This is a genomic window from Marinobacter alexandrii (assembly GCA_039984955.1).
Lineage (GTDB): Bacteria > Bacteroidota > Bacteroidia > Cytophagales > Cyclobacteriaceae > Ekhidna.
In genome coordinates, this window is the sequence record JBDWTN010000008.1 from 39,627 (window position 1) to 56,623 (window position 16,997).

Consider the following 16,997-nt stretch of genomic DNA (forward strand, 5'->3'; position numbering starts at 1 on the left):
ACTTATGTTTGAATCGTTAAAAACCTTGGCATCATGATACAAGAAATAAAACCCTGGGAAATTCTCAAAGAGTATCTTGAGATAGAGTCAATAGATGAAATTAAAAAGTATCTGGATCTACTGGCCGCAGAAGATATTGTTGGTTTAGTCAGTCATCTTAGTGAGACACAAAGACTCAAACTCTTATCCCTCCTGACACCAGAAGACGCAGCTGAACTGATAGAGGATTTACCTTGGGTTCAGGCAATAGAGCTCATCAAGGATATGAACAGCAAAGAAGCTGCTGCTATCATTGCGGAACTTCCAAGTGATGAGCAGGCCGACTTTTTAGGTGAAATGTCTGAGCAAGGAGCAGCGGCCATTATGCTGGAAATGCCTGAAAAAGAAGCTGAAAACATCCGAGAACTCATTCAATATGAAGATGATTCTGCTGGAGGACTGATGGTAACAGAATTCCTCTCTTTTGAGGAAGAGGTTACTGTTGGAGAGGTAGTAAAAGACTTGCAATCCAATGCAGAGAAATATGAAAAATACCATCTGCAATACATTTATGTAACGCATAATAGGCAGTTTTCAGGTGTGCTAAATATGCGTGCATTGTTGCTATCCAAACCCACAGTGGAGCTCTCTGAGATTGTACTGAGAAATGCCTTGACGGTACAAGACAAAGACTCACTGGAAGACCTGATTAAGTTTTTTGATACCAATGATTTCTATGGTGTACCAGTTGTAGACGATCGATTACAATTGAAAGGAGTCGTGCTTAGAAAAGATCTAAGAGAGGCTCAAACCGAACAAGTGAATGTGGAGCACCTGGAGACTCAAGGTATTGTCGGCGGGGAAGAGCTTAGGACTATGTCGGTATGGTTGCGGGCAAGAAGAAGACTTTCCTGGTTGAGTGTAAACATCCTACTCAATATCGCTGCAGCAAGCATAATAGCAGTTTATCAAGATACTCTCTCAGCAGTAATTGCCCTTGCCGTTTTCTTACCTATCATTTCAGATATGAGTGGTTGTTCAGGTAATCAGGCTGTTGCTGTGAGTCTAAGAGAGCTTTCGCTTGGTGTCGTCCGCCCTTACGAGGTAACCAGAGTATGGATACAAGAAATATCCGTAGGACTTTTGAATGGTCTTGTGTTAGGAACACTTATTGGAGTGGCTGCATGGCTATGGCAAGGGAATATTTATCTTGGATTAGTAGTAGGTGGCGCGCTTTCGATCAATACACTAGTAGCTGTATCTCTAGGGGGCACTATTCCACTTATATTAAAAAGAATGAATGTAGATCCTGCATTAGCTTCAGGACCTATTTTGACAACAGTGACGGATATGTTCGGCTTCTTTTTAGCATTGACCTTTGCCGGAATGATGATAGGAAATTTGTAATTGATAGAGTATACATTATGAATCAATCATTACTTCGTGTAGATACTAAGTGAGTTCAAGGAAATACATATAAGGGCATACTCTTACACCAAATTAGCTTCAGGATACCTCCATGAATGCTTTAATACATGGAACTTGGATACAGCAGCGGTCATAATACTGCTCTTTTCAAGAGCTCTCACCGCTGATGAGATAAAAATTCATGCGACAAAATAGCAAAGAGGTTATTGCTTGATTTCAAATAAATATACTAAGAAGACTAGAAGATTGAGCGGAGGTGTTGCTTAGGGCTATCCTTTTTCAATTTCCACAGTTGCCGATAACTTCGGGATAACATGCACTGTGCACGTTATTTACTTTTTTTATTAAAAGTTTCATTTACATCATTATTAGAGGGGTATACTCCGCTCTATCGTGTTGCCAAATCTATAGTATCGATGGGATAGATGATATCCAATCAAACGGTCAATTCATATTAAGCGACTTCCTAAATTCCAATGGTGATTGATTCGTCTTTGATTTAAATAGTTTGCTAAAGGATTGTGGGTACTCAAACCCTAATTCATAGGCAATTTGGCTAACAGATAGACCTGTTGTAGAGAGCTTTTCCTTTGCAAGGTCAATTAATTTATTGTGGATGTAGTGCTGTGTCGACTGACCCGTCAAATGCTTTAACAATGAGCTTAAATAATTGGAAGTTAAGTTCAATTGATCTGCAATATCCTTTACTGATGGCATCCCTCGCTCTATGAAATTTTCATTTCTAAAATATTCGTCAATTATGTCTTCAAACCTTTCTAGAATACGATGGTTCATCGGCTTGCGGGTTATAAATTGACGTTCGTAAAAACGATTGGAATAGGCTAATAAAGTACCCAATTGGGAGACAATAATTTGTTGGCTATGCTTATCGATGACGGATTGATACTCATTCTCTATGCTTATTATGATTGTATTTAATACATGTTCTTCCTTTTCAGATAAAAAAAGCGCCTCATGTGTGGAATACTTAAAAAACTCATAGCTCCTAATCGTTTTTGCTAATGGCGTTCCAAATAAAAAATCAGGATGAACAAGCATCATCCACCCGGACTTTTGGATGGTTTCATTTTCCTCTCCCTCAATGCTAAGAAGCTGTCCTGGTGCAATGAAAAACATCACACCTTCGTCATAATCGTATTGATTCTGACCGTATTTCATCCTGAAGTGAGGATCAGAACTTCTCTTTATAGCAATAAGATAAAAGTCAAAGACCCAACTTTTATGTTGATCTTCCTGCAAAATCTTTACGTCACGATAATTGACAATACTGATCAAAGGATGTACTGGCTTCCCCAAACCACGAACCTTGTGATACTGATTGATTGATTTTATATGATGAGGTTCTGTGGACATTATTACTAGGTATCGCTTTTATCTAATTTTAGGCATTTTCATAGGCAGCTGCAAATTCTTGAGCAAAATCTTCCAGCTTTACTTTGCCCATTTCTGCAGGTTTGTTTTTGTAGTAATCTTCATACAATAATCCGCTATGAATGGCCGTATACATTTCCACCATTTGCTTCGCTATTTTCGGTTGCATTCCACCACCTTCTAAGCTTTCTTGAAGTTGTTCGTTTGGAATCATCATCCATTTCAGGTCAGGCTTACCAATAACTGAACCAAGCGTTCTTGCCAGTTCTCTGTACATCAATTCTTCACTTGCTACATATTGCACTTTTCTCCCTGATGAAGGAGTGTTGATCTCTTCAACCACACAATCTGCGATATCCAGAGGCGACACCCATACATTCACGTCATTTTCTGCCAGGTTGCTGGCTATAATCCCATGATTCTTAATTAAACCGATAAACTGAATAGATTGTAGTAAATCTCTGTAGGTCTTATATGCGTAACATCTACATCCTGAGGTAGCTTATTTAGTCTTTGTTCTACATGATAGGTGCCTTCTAAGATCCCATTACCTTTCGCTAGATGTGCACCAATACTGCTCATGTTTAAAACCCGTTTTACTCCAGCCTGCCTAATTGCTTCAGCAAAGTAGTTTCCAAGCTCCTTGAAATGCCCAAGTAAGTCCAAGTCATGATCGAAATAGTTAGCTGGTGGAACCATAGTGTAAACAACATCTGCCCCTCGGAAAGTAGAAGCTAAAAAGGGAGTGTCTTGTAAGTTTCCGATAGCAGGCGTAGCTCCCAATGCTGAGATTTCAGTGCTTCTTTCCGGATTACTACTAATGACGGTAACCGAATGCCCATCCTTTACCAATTGTTCGGTCAATGGCTTACCGATATTCCCTAAAGAGCCTGTTAAAACTAGATTTAATTTTTGCATGATTCCGTTTTTGTTTATACAAAACTCAGAATTAGCCAGGAGATATTATTAATCGAATCTATGGAGGTTGTGTTTAAAACTAGGATTAGATAATGGTAACTTTCCGAGGGGCTTAAAAAAGCGCCAGTTTGAGTGGGAACTCCTGTATGAAAATAGCTTAACAATCTTTACAGATGACTATGGAGTATAAGATAAAGACGTATGATACTTCCGGGTTTATGGATAAGTACATTGATCTGAAGCTCAAAAAAGAAGAAAAGGTCAATGAAGGTAACGGCACTTTCCTCATCATGCCTGTCCAGCAAATGCTCAAAGCCTCCAAACTTCCTGTTCCGCCTACCAGAGCTACAACACATACGCTTATTTTCTTAACGGAAGGTAAAGCATCAATGAAAATTGGGCTTCACCCTGTTCATGCTCAACAGGGCGAATGCATGATTGTCCCAGCAGGACAGATTTTTAGCTATAGAGAGTACGAAATAAATGATGGCTACATCATCGTATTTGACAATCACTTTCTGATTGGAAAGATCGGAAATACAGAACTACTGAAAGACTTTGAATTCCTGAATGTATGGGGGAATCCTACTGTTCATCCGGATACGCAAACTGCCACTTACATTATTCAAACACTAAATAGGATATATAATGAGTATGCCGCCAATGGAATTAAAAATCAGGAGCTTTTACAGACCTACTTATTAGCAGCATTATTTGAATTAAAAAAAGTCTATAAACCACTTTCACTAAATAAGAGTAAGAGAGCTGTTGAAATCTCTAATAGGTTCAAAGATTTGGTGCATACGAACATAAGGGAGCTTCACAAGGTTTCAGATTATGCATCCATAATCAACGTCACTACAAACCATCTCAACAAAACGGTTAAAGTGGTCACCGGTCGCCCGGCTTCCAAATGGATTGAAGAGATGCTTATCATTGAAGCGAAAGTCCTTCTCTTTCAAACCAATGACCCCATCAATGCTATTGCAGCGGAATTAGGAATCTTGGACCATTCTTACTTTAGTCGATTATTCAAAAAACTTGAAGGGGTATCGCCACGGAGATTTAGAAAATTGATTGATAAGTCCTAATTACTGATTCCTCTATCCTAACAACGAATCAATTCAAGTTCGAACTTTGCATCAAATGAAAAACGAATATAAATGACGATTGGCGCAGAAGCATTCACGCATTTCGTAAACCATTCGTTTCCTAATACAAATGTATCAATACTTACTCCCCATTCATTCCGTTCTGCGTTGGCTGATATTACTTTTCTTATTTACATCGATTTTAAGAACTGTTGCAGGTTATTACAGAAACCATACATTTACCAAATGGGATAATGTGTTGAGGCACTGGACAGCCACAGTTGGGCATATCCAAATGATTGTGGGTATACTATTGTATATAAAAAGCCCGATTGTCCAGTACTATTGGGACTCACCATATCCTATAAATGGTGAAGCATTGTTTTTTTCAGTCTATCATATTGCGTTGATGATACTTGCCATTGTCATCCTGACAATCGGGTCGGCAATGGCAAAACGGAAAGAGACAGACAAACAGAAGTTCAAGACTATTTTGATATGGTATAGCCTATGCTTGGTAATAATGTTCGTCTCGATCCCCTGGCCATTTTCACCTTTTGCTAACAGACTATACTTAAGACCATTTTAATGATAAAGAAATTCTTGTTTAACCCTATTGGGCGGCTCAGATTAATAGCCTTTTTAGAAGGGGTGTCTCTTATTCTACTAGTCTTCATTGCAGTACCCCTTAAATATATGCTTGATAGTCCTCAAGCTGTTAAAGCAATTGGCCCTATACACGGAGCTCTTTTCCTATTATTTATATTCAGCTCCCTTGGCGTTGGTATAGAACAAAGCTGGAAGTTTAAAAAAACGACATGGATAGTCATCCTGGCTTGCTTCATACCCTTTGGCACATTTTACATCGACAATAGAATTCTCCGAAAACTTCATGGAGACAATGAGTTCTCTTGAAATAGGTATGTATTCAAAAGCTTTCCTCCGTTAGCTCTTTGTTAATCGCTGCACCTGCAATGTTACCACCGTAAACAGCTGTTGCAACAGAACGCATCATGGTGCTGTTATCTCCACAGGCAAATACACCATTGATATTAGTCTTTTGCATAGAGTCTACTTTTATATATCCCTGCTCGGTAAGTTCACAGCCTAAACTGACTGGTATGTCAGAACTTTGCTCAAAAGGGATCGGTGCGTAGACTGCATCAAAAGATTCCTTGCTGCTGTCTTTGAAAACAACAGTCTTTACCTGTCCATTTTCGTGAGTGATTTCTACAACTTCCTTTTCCATGATTCTGATATTACGCATTTTCAGTTTTTCTGATTGACCTTTATCAAATGTTGGTTTCCCTGAGGTTAGAATAGCCGACTCTTTGGTCAGGTTATGGACTAACGGAGCAAGATGAAAAGCGCTATCACCATTAGCCAGAATAGCTGTTTTTTGATTTTTAAATTCATAACCGTGACAGTAAGGACAATGTATCACAGATATCCCCCAACAATCTGCAAATCCAGTTATACTTGGTATTAGGTCTTTTATGCCTGTAGCAATGACTATTTTCTTAGTCGTAAATGTGTCTCCATCTGAATTGATAATTTCAAAACCTCTGGAAGTCTTTTTTCCGCTATTGGCAAACCCTTCATAAAACCTGATGGTATCATACTTGGAAACTTGCAGCTTAGCAATATTTGAAATCTTTTCAGGTGTACTTCCATCTTGTGTTAGAAAATTATGAGAATGAGGGGTTTGACGATTACATGGTTTTCCTGCATCCATGATCAATGTCTTTCTAAGTGAGCGTCCTAAAGTTAATGATGCAGAAAGCCCTGCATAACTTCCCCCAATAATTATTACTTCAAAATCATTATTGTCCATTGTCGTATTACCTTTAGTGGAAAGTGTTGCCCTATGCTACACTTTCATTTTTGGTAAAAGTAATAGATATTTACATAAATGCAATAGTGTTGCATTTATGATTATTTGCTTTGTCAGAAGCTTATAAAGCTCCAGATATTCTCCAGTGCCCCAAAGAATAATTTATAACTTGTAAGATGATGATTATCATAAAGTTTGAGATTGCAACCAACTAAAATCTATTGACCATGAAGATTGGCATTATTGGATCCGGCAATATGGGTGGACAAATTGGTCGACTGTGGGGGTTGGCAGGTCACGAAGTGATGTTTAGCTCAAGAAACCCACAAAAGCTATTACCATTGATTGACGACCTTGAAGCTGGCCAAGTAGGAACAGTAGCAAACGCTATTGAATTTGGTGAAGTAATTCTTTTAGCAATAAACTATTGGACAATTAAGGAAGCCATTGAGCCATTAAGAAACTCAGATAAAATCATTATTGACCTTACCAATCCATACAAATGGTCTGAAAAAGAAGGTTTAGAGCGAGTGATAGAGGAAGATACATCCGGAGCTGAAACTCTGCATGCTGAATTGAAGACATCTGTCATAATAAAAGCTTTTTCCTCACATTCGGCAGATGCTCTTGCGAAACACCACTCAAATCCAAGGATAAGCGTACTCTATACTTGCAATAAGAAAGAAGGAAAAACAGTGGCCGAAACCTTAATAAAAGATCGGGATATCTATGTCTGTTTTATGGAAAAAGACAGGACATGGACAAAACCAATTAACCTTGGAGATCCAGTAAATACAAGTGCTAATGAAGGAGTTCCGAGTATCAGTCCAGATGGTAAATACATGTTTTTTGGAAGAGAAGAACAAGACGGGACAGGAAATATCTATTGGGTGAGCACTGAGATCATTGAGCAAGTAAGACCTGCCGACTGATGATCAACCAAAGTATAAATCGCGAATGATGTCACTTAATTTTTGGCCTTTACTGCTAATGATCAAATGGGTATGATTTGTCATAGGTTTATTAGCTGAATTATTACAAATCCATTTTTCTCCATGCTCTTCCAGATACCCTTAGGAACATCTGGAGAAGCATGGAGAGGGCATATTCTGAATTACAGCCTATTAGTCCGAGGATGAGCAACCTCGTCAAATGTTCAAAAAATTATCACCTCAGTGGAATAGTAGAATCTTGAGTTATTCGATTAGGAAGCAATTCAACGTATAAACTAGAAGTATTTACCGTCATGTGCTTTACTTTCTCAACCCTCATTTCTCCATTCCCAAATGTTGCCACAAGATAACTGCCATAAATCGGGCTACCTGACTGGTATATTGGCACTCTGTATTTATCACGGTACGAACCATACCTGCCTAATTGGGGGTGCAAATGCCCGGCAAACACCGCCGTGATATTATCGTACCTAGAGATGATGTTTTCGAAATCACGTCGTTCAGACCCTTTGAAGTGCATCTTGCGATCATGAAGATTAAGGATCACGGATTTTCCTCTCCGATAGGCTTGCTCCAGATCTCTTTCGAGCCAGGCGAGTGATGATCTGATTTTATAAAAATTGCTTCGATCCACCTCGTAGGTTGGATAATTGTGGAGCTGCACAAAATGAATACTGCCAATCTCCCAAGAATAGGCCAGACTTCCTTGTTCGTCTTTGCTGTTCCAATCAAAGCCGGTAATAGGTAATTGCATAACGTCCTTGATCAAGTGATGTTTGATTAGCATTTCTGAGCCCTTGCTAAGATGATTGGCATAGTCGTGATTACCCAGACCCGGGTAAAGTGTTATTTCACGTAGGTCTTCATTTTCTTTATACATCAGCTCGTACTTTTTTCGGTTACTCCTAGCTGGTTTTTCTGTTAAATCCCCATTAATTATAAGTCCTTTAACATCGATAGAGCTTCTTCTGTTTTTGAGTTGAACAATACTCCTAATCTGGCTGATATTAGCCTTCTCGGATTTTTTTTTATTATGATGATTACCGATCAGTATGTAACCGGTGGTATCATGGCCCAATTCCATAACTCTATAAAATTGAGGGTCTCCAGTAACAACCATGTAATAAGAATCATCGTGAATGTGAGCTGTCTGAATGTCCAAATGCCAGTCATAAGTGGTGTTACGCATTGTATCCGGATGTAGATACGCTCCAGTTGAAATATTTTTGATAGCATAGGATCTGGTGGAATTACTGTAGGTCAATGCCCACAATGACTTTTCATGTATGTCGTCATCCGTCGGAATTCCACTTACTTCACTCAGGTATTGGGTTTCCCTAGACCTATTGCTCGCTGTGCGATTGATAATTCGATAACTATTATTAGGACCCTTAACGAACTGATAGTTTTTTGCATCAAACATGGTGGGGACTCCTGCTGAGCTTAAAATTTTATACTGATGATCAATTGAATTTAAAACATCTCCATAAGGTAGCACAGGGTTGCTTGTAGATACAAGTTTGAAAACTTCTGCATCTTTGTTAAAGGAATTGTTACCGATATATCCGGTAATGAGGTTATCCGTAGACTGTATGATTTTACATTTTTGGAGTCCCGATCCTGTTGATTCTAAAGTTAGTCTTCCGGAAGATTTAGTAAGAAACAATTCTTCCCTGCCATTCCTATTTGTGAACCTTACAGATCCATCATGTTCTGGCCAAACTTGCCACTCCTGAGACTTGAATCCATTGTTTGATTTGAAAGAGCAATCCTTACCATTCCATTCCAGGTATTTTGAATCTTTTTCAATTTTAACATACGTTGTTGGAGCCGGAAAATTTATCGGAGAGTTCAGTGAAAAAGTCCAGTAATCAATTGTAGATGAAATAACAAACGCGCCATCGTTTAAAGCCATAAATCGATCAGGGCCAATAGGCACTGGAAGGATACTATCGCCAACAATAGGATCCAGTACAATTTTAAACTCCAATGCCTTTTTGGTCGTGCTGGCCAAAGGACTAGTCGGACTAAGGAACAGATCTTTGGAGTAGGCCGAATTAGCAATGTAATGATGGTCATCACCCATAACCACCTTCCAGGTCTTGGTAGAAAGCGGATCGTCATTGGGGCTTAAGTATAAATTACCCCCGTTATCAACAGCCAAATACTGGCCTGTGGAATTGTTTTTAATGCTGTAATAGTGAGTTGTAACAGGTTGTGAATGAGTTGGAATATTGATTGAAATGTAAAAAAAGATGAAAAGTACGATTAGACGAAATCCTTGTCTGGTTAAGTTGATTTTAGGTAGCATTGATACTATTCGTTATGTGAAAATTAATGAAGTAAATGTATTTATGCGGACATAGAGAAGTCTGTAAATAATCGTCAAAAATGACTTATCGCGCTTTCTTCATCACTTCTCGAAGTATTTCAAAATTGGGCCCGAGATAATCTGCAGGTTTGACATTAGCGAAGCGCAAAAAATCTTTTGTCAGATGCGATTGATCAAAGTAATCGTACCAACAGATCATGTCATTGATCGGATGTTTATTGCTGATTTTTCTTATGAGAAGGTTGAATTTTACCAATCGAATATAAAGAGAAGTTGTAACTCCTACATACTTCAGAAAGTACCTATTCAAAGTGCTCTGGGAGCATTTGCTTCTAGACAAAAGCTCATCGATTGAAACCAGGCCTTCTGAGGTTTTGATATGCTTAATGATATCATCTATCGGCGTAGTTTTCATCTGAGGAACATGTTTTTCAAAAAAATGATGCATTAAATCAACGAAGGCCTCAATACCTTCGACATGCTTTACCTGATGATACAACTTCTCCGTTTCTTTTATACCTAAGATTTCATCTAGTGGCAAAAACCTGTCCTGATAATCACTTGCTTGTCTACCAGTGATCTTGTAGAAGCTACATTCGTGCAGTACGGCAATGTAATAGATTGATTTTTTTGGTTTATTATAATTTAGGTAATGATCTCGAACCGGCTTCAGATAACTTTTAGGACTCTTTACCCATTCGTCTTTTATCTTAATATCGCACCCGTTATAATCAAATATGATGTAGCTTTTGTCGAAAGCAGGTAAAGGCTCATTAATAACTTCTTCAATATGGATAGCTTTGGCAAAAAGGCTAAAATAAGAATTTTCTTCAGGTAAGAAGTAATCGATTGTTACACTCATGATTAGTTCCAATGTAGGAATTTATGTAGTTTACATTACCAATTTCAAAGAAAAAAATCCCCCCATTATCGTCCTCGCTTGCAATGAGGATGTGAAAGAGTAAAAGCATTATAATAGCTGAAATACTCGCTTCCTCGACGGAAATACCTGTCCTTTCAATCTTATAATAAGAGTAAAGCAGCTGCAGCAGTCACATTATATAGTAGTAAGGAACTTCCAATAAGTGAGATAACATCAACTCTTGGGATAAGTAGGTCTACTCTCTATGAGTACTTGAGAAGGGAAGTAGTTATGTGACTATTAAAAACACTACAATTTAAACGTTGATACACTACATTTCATTCTGTACTCTACAACAGCATTTCACTGTTATACATTCAAATTCCCCCACATCCCCCCACCAAATTTCATTTTTTAACTTTTTCTAGACTTTTTTATTAAAAACCTTCCTATTCCCTAGAAGATTCATATCTCACTGACTTTCAATTCATTTCCTTATTCCTTAAGATCATTGATTTAGGTATAATAATTAACTTTTTTTACGTTCTGTGTGTGAAAGTGGGAGAAAGTGGAGGAAAATAGGAATAATTGTTTAAGTTTGCTACGGTGGTTTATATTTTTCAAGGCTCAGTATGGCGTTTTTTACAAGCGAGTATGAGTGTAAGTTGGATACTAAAGGAAGGTTGGTCTTGCCTGCAAAGATCAAGAACAACCTTCCGGAGGTCTCCACTGCAGAACTAGTAATTAGGAAAGGATTCGAACCTAACCTAATCCTCTACCCAATGGTGGAGTATAAAAAGATACACCACAAGATCTCATCACTTAGTGAATTCGATCCTGAACAACGAAAGTTGAAAAGGACATTTTTCAGGAGTATCGCCCAGGTGGAACTGGATAGCGCTAACCGCATCTTGATCCCTAAGCAGATGCTCGCTCATGCACAGATAGAAAAGGAAGCACTCCTTATTGGCACGGGCAACTATATAGAAATGTGGAATCCTGAAGTATTTGATAAGCACATGATTGATGATGCAGGAGAGTACTCAGCTTTAGCGCAGAAGTTTCTTGATGAATAGCTGGAAACTAATTAAAGAAGCAATTCCCCCTTGCGAGGGGGGTGTGTTGGGTAGTGAGAGGGCAGGGGGATGTAAAATCTACTGCTATGAGTGAATATCATAACCCGGTTATGCTCAAAGAGTGCATGGAAGGGCTGGATATAAAACCGGATGGAGTATATGTGGATGTGACCTTTGGAGGTGGCGGTCATAGCAAAGCAATACTCGAGCAATTAACAACCGGACACCTCATTGCTTTTGATCAGGATGCAGATGCTGAGAAAAATGCACAACAGCTTGTCGGACCGGATACTCCCGGAATGTCGGGCAAACGTTCTTTTACATTTATTGAGTCAAATTTCAGGTTCCTGAAAAAGTATCTCAAACTACATGGCATCACGGAAGTGGATGGCATACTGGCCGATTTGGGAGTTAGCTCCCATCAGTTCGATGAGCCGGCGCGAGGATTCACCATTAGGGCAGAAGGTGTGTTGGATATGCGTATGGATCAGGCTGCTGATAGAAGCGCTAGAGAAGTAGTAAATGAGTACGATGAAAAGGATCTGATACATATTTTGAGTGCATATGGTGAAATCAGAAATGCACGAACTCTTGCAAGAGAGATTGTGAATTTCAGAATGAATCAACCAATCGAGACCAATGAGCAGCTGAAAGCAATAGCTATGAAGAATGCTCCTAAAGGTCGAGATCTTAAATACCTCGCGCAGGTCTTTCAGGCCATTCGAATAGAGGTAAATGAAGAAATAGAAGCACTCAAGGAATTTTTAATACAGGCTGGCGAAGTGCTGAAGGCAGAAGGCAGACTGGTGGTGATGAGTTATCACTCACTGGAAGACAGACCGGTTAAAAATTTCATCAATAAAGGAAATATCAAAGGGGTAGATGAAAAAGACTTTTATGGGAATCCAATCAGGGTATTAGACCCGGTGAACCGTAAACCCATCGTCCCTGAAGCGGCAGAAATAAAAGAAAACAGCAGAGCGAGAAGCGCTAAGCTGCGTATTGGCAGAAAAAGAAGCAAGTAATAAGCCTTAAGCCACAAGCTTGACTTGGAACTTGCAGCTTGAAACTTGTAACTAAGATGAAGAACACCTACAAATTACCCCAACGAGAAGAGCGAGGAGACTTATTTCGTCTCATCAATCGCTTTCTACGCATGGATAGCTCCATAAGCGAGGTGATACACGTGCGTTTTCTTCCCCAAATTCTATTTCTGGCATTCTTATGTCTGCTGTATATCGGAAACCGACACTACGCGGAAAAGAAGGTTCGGGATATCAATAATCTGGAAACAGAAGTTGAAGACCTGAGAGCAGATTACACGACTCTGAAGGCTGATTTCATGTATGAAAGCAAGCAATCAGAGGTAGCAAAACGAGCCGCAACGCTCGGTTTAAAAGAGAGTAAGGAGTCACCAATACTGATTCGAAGCTTTGAAGAATAAAAAAATTAGAAGAACCCAATTCCCCCTTTGGAGGGGGTAGGGGGAGGTTAATTGAATTAATGAGCATAAAAAAAGACATAGTACTAAGAGTTCGTATCGCATTCATCCTCACCTTCTTGGTGGCAGGATTAGTTGTGTTTCGTATCGCCAAAATTCAATATGTAGAAGGTGATAAGTGGAGAAGCCTGGGGGAGACGCTTGGTATTCAAGCAATGAATGTCAAAGCGACTCGTGGTAACATCTATGCGGATGATGGAAGCTTATTAGCTACTTCACTTCCTTTTTACCGATTGGCGATTGATCCTTATTTACCAACGAATGGACTCTACAAAAACAACATTGACTCGCTTAGCTATTTATTAGCCAGGTATTACAAAGGCTTAACACCGACACAATACAAGCGAAAAATTGACAATGCTCGGAAGAATGGCCGTCGATACCTAACACTCAATAGACAGGAAGTAGGCTATCAGGATAAGAAGCTCATGGAAAACTGGCCACTCTTCAGAGAAGGTCGATTAAAAGGAGGAGTACTTTTTGAAAAAGTAGAGAAGCGCTTTCTGCCTTTTTCTCATTTAGGTATCCGAACGATCGGAAGCGTAAATGCAAACGATCGAGGAGTGGTGGGATTGGAGTATAGCTTCAATACACAGCTTGCTGGTATCAATGGCAAAGGGCTTTACCAGAAAATGGCTGGGGGTGGCTGGAAGCCAATATATGATGGCACGGAAAGACGTCCGGTAGATGGGTTCGATATTCAAACAACCATCAACGTAGACCTTCAGGATGTAACAGAATCAGCATTACTTGACGAATTGCAAAAACATGATGCGGATTATGGTGTAGCAATCGTAATGGAAGTAAGCACAGGAGAAATCAAAGCTATTTCAAACCTAAGTAGAAATACAGAGGGTGACTATTACGAAAGATATAACTATGCCGTAGGTAGTCAGGGTTCTCGTGAGCCAGGCTCAACATTTAAGCTTGCGAGTATGATAGCGCTATTGGAAGAAACAGACATTAAGCTATCGGATTCTATTGATACAGGTAATGGGAAACTAGAATTTTTTGATAAAACCATGCGCGACCATAAGCCGGGTGGCTTTGGAAAACTGACCATTCAAGAAGTATTTGAAAAGTCTTCGAATATTGGTGTGGCCAAGTTGGTGTCTCGCCATTTTGATAACGAACCAGATAAATTCATCAACTATCTTAAACGTATGAAACTCCATCAACCACTTGATTTTCAAATGGTTGGAGAGGGTAAGCCTTACATTAAAGACTCTTCAGATAGCACATGGAGCGGGGTAAGCCTACCATGGATGTCCCATGGTTATGAGTTGAAAATGACGCCTCTTCAGATGCTCGCTTTGTACAATGCTGTTGCCAATAATGGAAAAATGGTAAAGCCAATGATTGTGAAAGGGGTGATGAAGGCCGATCGTACGGTAGAGGAATTCGAAACAGAAGTGATCAATGATCGAATTGCTTCAAAAGAGACATTGAGAAAATTGAAGCTGATGATGGAAGGTGTAGTTGAACGTGGAACTGCGAAAAACATCAACTACAGTCACTATAAAATTGCTGGTAAAACCGGAACAGCTAAAAAGGTAAAGAATGGTAGATATGTGAAAGAATACTATACCTCATTTGCTGGATATTTCCCTGCTGAAGCTCCACGATATAGTTGCATCGTAGTAATTGATAACCCGAAAGGCTTTCAAATTTATGGTAGTGATGTGTCAGCTCCAGTATTTAAGGAAATCGCTGACAAAATCTATTCACTCGAATTAGATATGCATGAAATTGGTACACAGGAACGGACTTTTGTAACAGGAGTTTTTCCATACATCAAGGCTGGAAAGCGTGATGAATTGACGATGATCTGCAATGAGCTCGGTATCTCCAACCATGCAAAAACAGAGTCGGAGTGGGTAAAAACAAGAGTGATTAATGATGCTGTGTATTGGAAAGAAAATTCAGTCAAGTATGAAGTAGTACCAGATGTTAGAGGAATGACACTCCGTGATGCCATCTATGTGCTAGAAAATCTGGGACTTGATGTAGAAGTGGATGGAAGAGGAAGGGTATCGACTCAGTCAATGACCCCCGGCGGAAAGATTGCAAAAGGTTCAACCATTAAACTTCAAATGAGCTAATGCAAACACTAAAAGACATATTGTTTGGGGTGTCACTCAAGTCTCTTATAGGAAATAGAGAAGAGGGAGTTTCTGGCGTGGCTTTCGATTCTCGAAAAGTAGAACAAGGATTCCTGTTTGTCGCAGTAAAAGGATTGACTGTTGATGGACACGATTACATTGAGATAGCTGTAGAAAGTGGTGCGAAGGTTATTGTTTGCGAGTCAACCCCGAAGAAAAGAAACGAATCGATCACGTATGTAGAGGTGGATAATTCTTCGAAAGCACTGGGTATCATCGCCTCTAACTTCTACGATAGACCATCTGAAAAAATTAAGCTTGTAGGTATTACAGGAACGAATGGTAAGACCACTTGTGCAACACTCCTTTTCGAGCTTTTCCAAAACCTGGGCTATACTGTGGGCTTGCTTTCTACTGTGGAAAACAAGATTAATCACGAGATCTTAAATACCAGCTTTACGACACCAGATGCAGTGCAACTCAATTCGCTCTTATCCAATATGGTTGAGAGTGGTTGTACCCATTGCTTCATGGAAGTAAGCTCACATGCCCTTGTTCAGCATAGAGTAGCTGGAATACATTTTACGGGAGGAGTATTTACCAACATCTCTCATGATCACCTGGACTATCACAAAACCTTCGATGAGTATATAGCTGCGAAGAAGCTTTTGTTTGATGGACTCTCGTCAGAATCATTTGCCTTGGTCAATACAGATGATAAACGTGGAAGTGTGATGCTACAGAATACCAAAGCTGATAAGTTCCGCTTCGGAATCAGATCAATGGCTGATTTCAAAGTTCGCATCATTCATAATACACTTCAAGGCCTGGAGCTAAACTTTGATGGTACCGATGTTTGGTTCAGGTTAATAGGGGAATTCAACGCCTACAATTTACTGACTGTATACTCAATCGCAATCTTGTTAGACGAAGAAAAGGAAGACGTTTTAAGCGGACTTTCTACGACTTCAGGTGCAAGTGGGCGATTTGAGAAAATAGATAACAAGTCAAATGTGATGGCGATTGTGGATTATGCGCATACGCCAGATGCTTTGGAAAATGTGTTGAAGACCATAGATGATTTGCGTACCAAAAATGAAACACTGGTGACCGTCATTGGGTGTGGCGGAGATAGAGATAAGACCAAGCGTCCTAAAATGGCCGAAATAGCAGCACTCCTAAGTGATAAAATCATCTTGACTTCTGATAATCCTCGTAGCGAAGATCCAAAACAGATTCTGGAGGATATGAAAATGGGAATTCCGAAATCTAAAGAACGAAATGTGATGGTGATTGAAGATAGAAAGGAAGCTATCAGAACAGCCTGTAATCTGGTCAAAGACAAGGATATCATTCTTGTTGCGGGTAAAGGGCATGAGACTTATCAAGAAATAAATGGAGAACGTCATCATTTTGATGATCGGGAGGTATTAGGAGAATTATTGAACTGATGAAAGAATTTAAAGATATCGTTATGAAAAATTCCCCCTTTGAAGGGGGGCGGGAGGATATGTGGGTGAGCTGGGGGA

General features: G+C 39.5%; 16 protein-coding genes. 10 read left to right on the forward strand and 6 right to left on the reverse strand.

Annotated features, from left to right (window positions below):
• Positions 1-33 precede the first annotated feature (33 nt).
• Entirely contained in the window at positions 34-1,386 is a 1,353-nt protein-coding gene (mgtE, locus tag ABJQ32_21020; GenBank protein MEP5292148.1) for a magnesium transporter, read from the forward strand.
• A 465-nt stretch (positions 1,387-1,851) separates the two neighbouring features.
• On the opposite strand, the gene ABJQ32_21025 is transcribed toward mgtE, so the two are convergent.
• The 3 genes from ABJQ32_21025 to ABJQ32_21035 are packed head-to-tail and all read right to left on the reverse strand — an operon-like array spanning position 1,852 to position 3,717.
• Positions 1,852-2,781: an AraC family transcriptional regulator gene (locus tag ABJQ32_21025; GenBank protein ID MEP5292149.1), complete on the reverse strand. Its 930-nt coding sequence runs from the start codon at positions 2,779-2,781 to the stop codon at positions 1,852-1,854.
• A gap of 28 nt (positions 2,782-2,809) precedes the next feature.
• Positions 2,810-3,169 carry a hypothetical protein gene (locus tag ABJQ32_21030; GenBank protein ID MEP5292150.1) on the reverse strand — a complete coding sequence of 120 codons (360 nt, stop codon included), beginning with the start codon at positions 3,167-3,169 and terminating at the stop codon, positions 2,810-2,812.
• A gap of 56 nt (positions 3,170-3,225) precedes the next feature.
• Positions 3,226-3,717: an NAD(P)H-binding protein gene (locus ABJQ32_21035; protein MEP5292151.1), complete on the reverse strand. Its 492-nt coding sequence runs from the start codon at positions 3,715-3,717 to the stop codon at positions 3,226-3,228.
• A gap of 179 nt (positions 3,718-3,896) precedes the next feature.
• On the opposite strand from ABJQ32_21035, the gene ABJQ32_21040 reads away from it, so the two are divergent.
• The 3 genes from ABJQ32_21040 (at position 3,897) to ABJQ32_21050 (ending at position 5,723) form a co-directional block, all read left to right on the forward strand.
• Complete coding sequence (locus ABJQ32_21040; protein ID MEP5292152.1) at positions 3,897-4,808, forward strand: AraC family transcriptional regulator; 912 nt, start codon at positions 3,897-3,899, stop codon at positions 4,806-4,808.
• Positions 4,809-4,938: 130 nt separating this feature from the next.
• Positions 4,939-5,397, forward strand: coding sequence for a hypothetical protein (locus ABJQ32_21045; GenBank protein ID MEP5292153.1), 459 nt, complete (start codon positions 4,939-4,941; stop codon positions 5,395-5,397).
• Positions 5,397-5,723 (forward strand): DUF3817 domain-containing protein, encoded by a 327-nt coding sequence (locus ABJQ32_21050; GenBank protein ID MEP5292154.1) that lies wholly within the window; start codon positions 5,397-5,399, stop codon positions 5,721-5,723. The genes ABJQ32_21045 and ABJQ32_21050 overlap by 1 nt, the downstream gene beginning before the upstream one ends.
• A 13-nt stretch (positions 5,724-5,736) precedes the next feature.
• Here ABJQ32_21050 and ABJQ32_21055 read toward each other — a convergent pair whose 3' ends face one another.
• Positions 5,737-6,642 carry an NAD(P)/FAD-dependent oxidoreductase gene (locus ABJQ32_21055; GenBank protein MEP5292155.1) on the reverse strand — a complete coding sequence of 302 codons (906 nt, stop codon included), beginning with the start codon at positions 6,640-6,642 and terminating at the stop codon, positions 5,737-5,739.
• A gap of 227 nt (positions 6,643-6,869) precedes the next feature.
• Here ABJQ32_21055 and ABJQ32_21060 point away from each other — a divergent pair, with 227 nt between their 5' ends.
• Positions 6,870-7,574, forward strand: a complete 705-nt coding sequence (locus ABJQ32_21060) for an NAD(P)-binding domain-containing protein (protein ID MEP5292156.1) — start codon at positions 6,870-6,872, stop codon at positions 7,572-7,574.
• A 235-nt stretch (positions 7,575-7,809) separates the two neighbouring features.
• Here ABJQ32_21060 and ABJQ32_21065 read toward each other — a convergent pair whose 3' ends face one another.
• The gene (locus ABJQ32_21065) at positions 7,810-9,906 is read right to left on the reverse strand and encodes a hypothetical protein (GenBank protein MEP5292157.1); all 2,097 of its coding nucleotides are present in this window, start codon (positions 9,904-9,906) and stop codon (positions 7,810-7,812) included.
• 85 nt (positions 9,907-9,991) lie between these two features.
• A complete protein-coding gene (locus ABJQ32_21070) occupies positions 9,992-10,789 on the reverse strand; it encodes a helix-turn-helix domain-containing protein (protein ID MEP5292158.1) in 798 nt (265 codons plus the stop codon).
• Positions 10,790-11,421: 632 nt separating this feature from the next.
• Here ABJQ32_21070 and mraZ point away from each other — a divergent pair.
• From mraZ to ABJQ32_21095, 5 genes are all read left to right on the forward strand, one after another.
• Positions 11,422-11,865, forward strand: coding sequence for a division/cell wall cluster transcriptional repressor MraZ (mraZ, locus tag ABJQ32_21075; protein ID MEP5292159.1), 444 nt, complete (start codon positions 11,422-11,424; stop codon positions 11,863-11,865).
• Positions 11,866-11,951: 86 nt separating this feature from the next.
• Entirely contained in the window at positions 11,952-12,890 is a 939-nt protein-coding gene (rsmH, locus tag ABJQ32_21080) for a 16S rRNA (cytosine(1402)-N(4))-methyltransferase RsmH (GenBank protein MEP5292160.1), read from the forward strand.
• 56 nt (positions 12,891-12,946) lie between these two features.
• Positions 12,947-13,309 (forward strand): FtsL-like putative cell division protein, encoded by a 363-nt coding sequence (locus tag ABJQ32_21085; GenBank protein ID MEP5292161.1) that lies wholly within the window; start codon positions 12,947-12,949, stop codon positions 13,307-13,309.
• A gap of 59 nt (positions 13,310-13,368) precedes the next feature.
• Positions 13,369-15,468 carry a penicillin-binding protein gene (locus tag ABJQ32_21090; GenBank protein ID MEP5292162.1) on the forward strand — a complete coding sequence of 700 codons (2,100 nt, stop codon included), beginning with the start codon at positions 13,369-13,371 and terminating at the stop codon, positions 15,466-15,468.
• A complete protein-coding gene (locus ABJQ32_21095) occupies positions 15,468-16,919 on the forward strand; it encodes a UDP-N-acetylmuramoyl-L-alanyl-D-glutamate--2,6-diaminopimelate ligase (GenBank protein MEP5292163.1) in 1,452 nt (483 codons plus the stop codon). Before ABJQ32_21090 ends, ABJQ32_21095 begins: the two co-directional genes overlap by 1 nt.
• Positions 16,920-16,997: the final 78 nt, after the last annotated feature.

Coding starts and splice junctions, on each gene's coding strand:
- mgtE (MEP5292148.1), top strand. CDS start 34: ATGATACAAGAAATAAAACCCTGGGAAATTCTCAAAGAGTATCTTGAG.
- ABJQ32_21025 (MEP5292149.1), bottom strand. CDS start 2,781: ATGTCCACAGAACCTCATCATATAAAATCAATCAATCAGTATCACAAG.
- ABJQ32_21035 (MEP5292151.1), bottom strand. CDS start 3,717: ATGCAAAAATTAAATCTAGTTTTAACAGGCTCTTTAGGGAATATCGGT.
- ABJQ32_21040 (MEP5292152.1), top strand. CDS start 3,897: ATGGAGTATAAGATAAAGACGTATGATACTTCCGGGTTTATGGATAAG.
- ABJQ32_21045 (MEP5292153.1), top strand. CDS start 4,939: ATGTATCAATACTTACTCCCCATTCATTCCGTTCTGCGTTGGCTGATA.
- ABJQ32_21050 (MEP5292154.1), top strand. CDS start 5,397: ATGATAAAGAAATTCTTGTTTAACCCTATTGGGCGGCTCAGATTAATA.
- ABJQ32_21055 (MEP5292155.1), bottom strand. CDS start 6,642: ATGGACAATAATGATTTTGAAGTAATAATTATTGGGGGAAGTTATGCA.
- ABJQ32_21060 (MEP5292156.1), top strand. CDS start 6,870: ATGAAGATTGGCATTATTGGATCCGGCAATATGGGTGGACAAATTGGT.
- ABJQ32_21065 (MEP5292157.1), bottom strand. CDS start 9,906: ATGCTACCTAAAATCAACTTAACCAGACAAGGATTTCGTCTAATCGTA.
- ABJQ32_21070 (MEP5292158.1), bottom strand. CDS start 10,789: ATGAGTGTAACAATCGATTACTTCTTACCTGAAGAAAATTCTTATTTT.
- mraZ (MEP5292159.1), top strand. CDS start 11,422: ATGGCGTTTTTTACAAGCGAGTATGAGTGTAAGTTGGATACTAAAGGA.
- rsmH (MEP5292160.1), top strand. CDS start 11,952: ATGAGTGAATATCATAACCCGGTTATGCTCAAAGAGTGCATGGAAGGG.
- ABJQ32_21085 (MEP5292161.1), top strand. CDS start 12,947: ATGAAGAACACCTACAAATTACCCCAACGAGAAGAGCGAGGAGACTTA.
- ABJQ32_21090 (MEP5292162.1), top strand. CDS start 13,369: ATGAGCATAAAAAAAGACATAGTACTAAGAGTTCGTATCGCATTCATC.
- ABJQ32_21095 (MEP5292163.1), top strand. CDS start 15,468: ATGCAAACACTAAAAGACATATTGTTTGGGGTGTCACTCAAGTCTCTT.